Origin of the sequence: [Clostridium] symbiosum ATCC 14940, from assembly GCF_000466485.1 — a bacterium.
GTDB classification, from domain to species: Bacteria; Bacillota; Clostridia; order Lachnospirales; family Lachnospiraceae; genus Otoolea; species Otoolea symbiosa.
On sequence record NZ_KE992793.1, the window covers coordinates 12,355 to 18,947 of the forward strand.

The following is a 6,593-nucleotide window of genomic DNA, read 5'->3' on the forward strand; positions in this document are numbered from 1 at the left end:
TACCGGCGGCGTCCTCACCTGCTTAATTAAATCCTCAAATTTTTCACATTGTATTAGCACTCTCCTCTTGACAGTGCTAATAATATCTGTTATATTACTACTATAACAATGAAAACAATCATAATTTTGCGAGAGGAGGCAGCAATTATGAATATCAATAAATTTACGCAAAAATCTTTGGAAGCGGTACAAAATACGGAGAAACTGGCTTATGAATATGGAAACCAGCAGATTGATCAGGAGCATCTGCTTTTGAGTCTGCTGACGATAGACGACAGCCTGATCTTGAAGCTGATTACGAAGATGGGAATATCAGGGGAACAGTTTGTAAATGAGATCGTACAGAATATCGGAAAATTACCGAAGGTATCCGGCGGCCAGGTTTATTTCTCCAATGATGCCAACAAGGTGCTGGTGAATGCGGAAGATGAGGCGAAAGCCATGGGGGACGAGTATGTGTCCGTGGAGCATCTCTTCCTGTCGATGTTAAAACAGCCGAACCGGGCAGTGAAGGAATTATTCCGCCTTTACGGAATTACAAAGGAGAATTTTTTACAGGCTCTCTCCACAGTCAGAGGAAATCAGAGAGTGGTCAGCGACAACCCGGAAGCGACCTACGATACACTGAATAAATACGGCTACGATCTGGTGGAACGGGCCAGGGATCAGAAGCTGGACCCGGTGATCGGGCGTGACAGCGAGATACGGAATGTGGTCATGATTCTTTCCAGAAAGACCAAGAACAACCCGGTTTTAATCGGTGAACCAGGCGTAGGTAAGACGGCAGTTGTCGAAGGGCTGGCGCAGCGTATTGTCAGGGGAGATGTTCCGGAGGGACTGAAGGATAAGAAATTGTTCGCCCTGGATATGGGCGCCCTGATGGCCGGAGCAAAATACCGGGGCGAGTTCGAGGAACGTCTGAAAGCGGTCCTGGATGAGGTGAAGAAGAGCGACGGACAGATTATCCTGTTCATCGATGAGCTTCACACGATAGTAGGAGCCGGAAAGACGGAAGGTTCGATGGATGCGGGCAACATGTTAAAGCCGATGCTGGCCAGGGGCGAGCTGCACTGTATCGGTGCGACAACCCTGGATGAGTACAGAAAATATATTGAAAAGGATGCGGCTCTGGAGCGCCGTTTCCAACCGGTGCGTGTGGATGAGCCTACGGTGGAGGATACGATTTCCATCCTGAGAGGTCTGAAGGAGCGCTACGAGGTTTACCATGGCGTTAAGATTACCGACTCAGCCCTTGTATCTGCGGCTGTTCTTTCCGACCGCTATATTTCCGACCGTTTCCTGCCGGATAAAGCCATTGACCTGGTCGATGAGGCCTGTGCGATGATTAAGACGGAGATGGATTCCATGCCGGCGGAGATGGATGAGCTGTCCAGACGTATCATGCAGCTTGAGATTGAGGAGGCGGCCCTGAAGAAGGAAACCGACCGGCTCAGCAAAGACCGTCTGGAGGATCTTCAGAAAGAACTGGCGGAACTGAGAGACAGTTTTTCATCCCAGAAAGCACAGTGGGAAAATGAGAAATCCTCGGTGGATAAATTATCAAAGCTGCGCGAGGAGATTGAGCATATTAACGGCGAGATCCAGGCAGCCCAGCAGGCCTACGACCTGAACCGGGCGGCGGAACTTCAGTACGGAAAACTGCCGGAGCTTAAGAAGCAGCTGGAAGAGGAGGAGGCGCGCGTCAAGAGCCAGGATATGAGCCTGGTGCATGAGAGCGTCACCGATGAAGAGATTGCAAGAATTATTTCTAAATGGACCGGCATTCCTGTGGCCAAGCTGACGGAGAGCGAGAGAAGCAAGACGCTCCATATGGATGAAATTCTCCACAAACGGGTCATTGGACAGGACGAAGCAGTGACAAAGGTGACCGAAGCGGTAATCCGTTCCAAGGCCGGAATTAAGGATCCGACAAAACCAATCGGTTCCTTCCTGTTCCTGGGACCGACCGGTGTTGGTAAGACCGAGCTTGCCAAAGCGCTGGCAGAGAGTCTGTTTGACGATGAGAACAACATGGTGCGTATCGATATGAGTGAGTACATGGAGAAACATTCCGTATCTCGTCTGATCGGAGCGCCGCCAGGATATGTGGGGTATGATGAGGGAGGCCAGCTTACGGAGGCGGTCCGCAGAAAACCATACTGCGTTGTTCTGTTTGATGAGGTGGAGAAAGCACATCCGGATGTATTTAATGTACTGCTCCAGGTGCTGGATGACGGACGTATCACGGACTCCACAGGAAAGACCGTAGACTTTAAAAATACAATCCTGATTATGACCTCCAATATCGGTTCCCAGTATCTGCTGGACGGAATTGATGACAACGGACTGATCAGGCCGGATGCGGAATCAGCGGTTATGCATGATCTGCGCGCCCATTTCCGTCCGGAGTTCCTGAACCGTCTGGATGAGATAATTCTGTTTAAACCTCTTACGAGAGATAATATCGGCGGCATTATCAGCCTGCTGATTGAGGACGTCAATAAGCGTCTGGCCGACAAGGAGCTTTCTATTTCGCTGACAGAGCGGGCGAAAGAATTTATCGTGGAAAATGGTTACGATCCCGTATACGGCGCAAGGCCGCTTAAGAGATATCTGCAGAAGAATGTGGAGACTCTGGCGGCAAGACTGATTCTGTCGGACGGTGTCCGGGCAGGAGATACGATACAGATAGACCTGATTGACGGCCATCTTGAGGCGGCCGCAGTCTGATCCATCCTGAATAATAAAAGTTTAAAGGAAATGTCCGGCATCGATATACTCTGAGATGCCGGACATTTCCTTCTTTGATCACTTATGCTTCTACGTTAAGTGCCGCTATCTGATGAGATGTATAGTTCATCCCTCACATTATATTCGGCTTTCCTGTCCACGGTACGAAACGCTGACTTTGCATGCCGAAGTGTGGAAGAATTTTACCGATGATGTGTTCCATCTGTTTTTGCAGGGTACCTGCATTATTATAGAAGGTCAGCATAGGCGGAATGATAATACAACCGTCCGAAGCGGCCGCTTCCATATTACGCAGGTGAACACGGGACAGAGGTGTCTCCCTGGGAACCAGAACAATGCGTCTGTTTTCTTTCAGGCATACGCCGGCGGCCCTGACAAGGAGATTGCTGTCATAACCGGTTGCGATGGCGGAAAGTGTTTTCATACTGCATGGAATGACAATCATTCCGTCGGTATGGAAGGAACCGCTTGCAACAGGGGCCTCCATTTCAGTTTCGTGATATACTGCGTCGGCCAGAGAGAAGAGGGAGTTGACAGTCATTTTCGACTCAAGGGACAGGCTGCGTTTGGCGCCCTCCGTGACTATCAGATGTATTTCCGTGGAATCCTGCTCTCTCAGTGCTTTTAACATCTCATAGCCAAGAATCACGCCGCTTGCACCAGAGATACCGACGATGATTCTTCGGTTTTTTCTAATATGATTTTCCATACTTACCCCTCTTTTCCGATTAGCTGCAGATACTGTGCAACGGTGTCACATCCGTTGCTCACCAGCAATTGAATATCTTCCTCCGAAGCATTATCGACATGCAGCCCTGCCGTGATGGCAACAGGCTGATTTGTGGCCAGACAGAGAGTCTTTGCCAGTTTTTCCGCCAAATAAGAATCTTTATGGCCCGGAAGGGGGATATTCCAGAGATTGCAGGTCATTCCCCCGTCGTTCACTCTTTCACTGAGAGACGCCAGTACCGTACCGCCCACATGGGGCCGCTCACCGCCGGTGAGAAAGCAGCAGAGTCCGTGGCCGCCTGTCTCCTGAAGGAATAGTGTTACTTTAAATCTACCTTTCCCTGCCGTTAGTTCGGTATGATTTATCACAGTACGTCCTCCTTTCCTGGGTCAGGAATAAGGAGAGAGGAAGGGAATACGGATTCCTGTCTGAACAGCGAAAGGAAGACTTTCAGGGCACCGCTCATGTAAGCATCCTTTTTTCTCAGAATGGCCGGAAACATGGTGTTTTCAAAATCCTGGATACATTTTCCATACAAATTTTGACTGGTCATGGTATCAACGACCATCTTCGGCTGATAGCTTAACCCGAGTCCCTGGGCAACTAATGTCATGGCCGTGGAGGCACTGTTGCATTGACAGAAAATATGTGGGGTAAAGCCGTGCTTCTGGCATTCATTAATCAGAATTTCATTATATCCATAAAAATCCCCATTTCGAAGCATGCAAAAAGGGATACCCTCCAGTTTTTCAATGGGAATACTGTCTTCCTCCGGGGCAGGATCGAGCTGCCGGTTGACTACAAGGATTAGAGGATCCGGTTCAAGCGGTATTGATTCCAGTTCCGGATCGTCCACCGTCTGGGGGGAAAACATAATATCCAGATTCCCCTTTCTCAGCATATCCAGCAATTTATCGGGATCCTCTTGTGTGATATTAAATTCCACGGCAGGGTAGTGTTTACGTAAGGAAAGAATTTTGCCAGCCAGCAGAGGAACTGTGGGATATCCTGTTCCGATTCGCACTGTACCGGATACCCCTTCTTCCGTTTCCTTAATTACATTGAGCATATCTTTGTAATTTTTCAATAAAAGTCTCCCCTTTTCGTAGAGGACTTTTCCTGTATCAGTCAGCTCAATCCCTTTTTTGGTTCTGGTAAACAGGACTACACCCAGTTCATTTTCCAGTCTTTGCAGGCTTCGGCTAAGAGGCGGCTGCGCAATATACAGCTGCTGTGCCGCTTCCGTGATTTGTTGTGTTTCTGCCATTACGATAAAGTATTCTAACTGACGTATGTTCACAGAATCTCTCCTTATCTGTTCTCTGACCTGTATAACGGGAACCGTGCTATATCAGGAATCGTGCTTGGCCGGTGAAGGCAGTGCTGCGGCATTCAGTTATGAAGGATTTCCCTGGCCCTGGCTATATCCTCTCCCCTGGGCTGGCAGACGACGAGTTCTTTGCGCATTTCGCTGGTCATTGTAGCATCTACGCCGAATTTGGTTACCGTATTGTTTTCCGATACGGGGTCCAGTGAGATAGTAAATGATTCAGGAATCATGAAGGTATCGCGTCCATGCCGCACACGTGTGGCTATAGCCCACATGACCTGTTCATCCTGCCTGATATCAATATCTGTGTCAACAACAACCGCCATTTTTACGATATAATCGAGTCCCATTAACATAGAGACAGCCACCTTCGCCATTCCTGCGGGAGCCGGTTTCATCTGGATATAGGCATGCATATTGCCGCCTGATATAGGGTAAGTAAGGTCGGTCACCCAAGGGATTTTTTCCTGAATTCGGGCAAGGGCAAGGGTCTCGCAAATCATATGTCCCAGATAAAGATGGTCTTTGGAACGTCCGGGAATTATAACCTCATAGAGCGGATGACGGCGTCTGGAGAGGCCGGTACAGTAAAAAATGTTTTCCGTTGACCGGGAAGTTGAAAATCCGGTGAATTCTCCAAAGGGGCCTTCCGGTTCATGTTCCTTTGTAGATATATAACCTTCCATCACAATTTCCGATTCTGCCGGATAATCGACCGACACGGTGCGTCCCTGTACAAGGCGGAGCGGCTCACCCAGGATGGAACCGGCTATATCATATTCGTCTCCGTCGAGGCCGGGGCGTGATACGGCTCCAAGGGATACGGCGGGATGGCAACCAACGATAATAGCCACTTCCAGATCTCTACCGGCCTCACGGGCCTTCTCATAATAATAGAAGAGATGCTGCCGCGTATGCATACTGATACCAAACTTTCCGCCTCCCTTAAACTGCATGCGGTGATAACTGAGATTATGGATACCGTTATCAGGATCCTTAACCGCAACGATTGCCGAAGAAATGTACCTTCCTGCATCAGTGCAGTAATACTGCATCATGGGTAAAAAATCAATATCAATATTTTCCGTTATAAATTCTTCTTGTACCGGTCCGTTCGGGACAATGACAGGCCGAATGGGGTTTCTTTCTATTTTCAGCCAGTTTGAGGTGACATTTTTCTCCCCGCCTTCCCCCAGAAGCTCTGCAATTCGCAGCCGGCTTGCAAAGATATTGCCGACAATAGGGAAATCTTCATACCCATCTGCTAAGGCGCGGATAACGGGAGGATACTGTTCTTTGTCCAGTTCAAGAGCCAAGGCCTGAAATATGTAATCTCTTTCGATGGATTCATTGATTTCAAGAATGTCTTCTGAACGCTTTAAACTGAGTTGATTGAGATAATATCCTAAAGATTGATTTTCCATTTATTTTCCCTTTTCTTCTCTGATTCTGATGGCCATGCAGTATATTTAACGCAAATTGCATTGTCCGAGCTGCATGTATTTTCATGGCGCGCCTGCTTCATTGATGTCATTATAGAGCCGTGAAAATTAAATGTCAAATACTCAAATATATCACTATCAATACCAAAAAGGTATGGGAATGAAAGCGCGGTAATCCTGTCCGCAATGTTGACAATCTGCTTGTTCTTTAATACAATGAAGAATAGCATACGGCAAAAGTATCATCCGTTTATTTATGGAACGGTATGGCTGCCTTTAAGAAAGAGAAAAGCTTCGGATATGAAGGATAGTGTCAAGTGATGTATGAAAAAACTGAGCC

Annotated in this window: 5 protein-coding genes; 1 reads left to right on the forward strand and 4 read right to left on the reverse strand. The window is 48.0% G+C overall.

The window, feature by feature from the left end; translation table 11 throughout:
* Positions 1-147 precede the first annotated feature (147 nt).
* Positions 148-2,730 carry an ATP-dependent chaperone ClpB gene (gene clpB / locus CLOSYM_RS00580; RefSeq protein ID WP_003500461.1) on the forward strand — a complete coding sequence of 861 codons (2,583 nt, stop codon included), beginning with the start codon at positions 148-150 and terminating at the stop codon, positions 2,728-2,730.
* 133 nt (positions 2,731-2,863) lie between these two features.
* Here the strand turns inward: clpB and CLOSYM_RS00585 are convergent, their stop codons facing one another.
* From CLOSYM_RS00585 to CLOSYM_RS00600, 4 genes are all read right to left on the reverse strand, one after another.
* Positions 2,864-3,460: a UbiX family flavin prenyltransferase gene (locus tag CLOSYM_RS00585; RefSeq protein WP_021640543.1), complete on the reverse strand. Its 597-nt coding sequence runs from the start codon at positions 3,458-3,460 to the stop codon at positions 2,864-2,866.
* Between the two features lie 2 nt (positions 3,461-3,462).
* Positions 3,463-3,849, reverse strand: coding sequence for a prenylated flavin chaperone LpdD (gene lpdD / locus CLOSYM_RS00590; RefSeq protein WP_003500456.1), 387 nt, complete (start codon positions 3,847-3,849; stop codon positions 3,463-3,465).
* The gene (locus tag CLOSYM_RS00595) at positions 3,846-4,781 is read right to left on the reverse strand and encodes a LysR family transcriptional regulator (protein ID WP_003500454.1); all 936 of its coding nucleotides are present in this window, start codon (positions 4,779-4,781) and stop codon (positions 3,846-3,848) included. Before CLOSYM_RS00595 ends, lpdD begins: the two co-directional genes overlap by 4 nt.
* A gap of 92 nt (positions 4,782-4,873) precedes the next feature.
* Entirely contained in the window at positions 4,874-6,235 is a 1,362-nt protein-coding gene (locus CLOSYM_RS00600; protein WP_021640545.1) for a UbiD family decarboxylase, read from the reverse strand.
* Positions 6,236-6,593 lie beyond the last annotated feature (358 nt).

Excerpts from the sequence above, each read along its gene's own strand:
- clpB (WP_003500461.1), top strand. The coding sequence starts at position 148 with ATGAATATCAATAAATTTACGCAAAAATCTTTGGAAGCGGTACAAAAT.
- CLOSYM_RS00585 (WP_021640543.1), bottom strand. The coding sequence starts at position 3,460 with ATGGAAAATCATATTAGAAAAAACCGAAGAATCATCGTCGGTATCTCT.
- CLOSYM_RS00600 (WP_021640545.1), bottom strand. The coding sequence starts at position 6,235 with ATGGAAAATCAATCTTTAGGATATTATCTCAATCAACTCAGTTTAAAG.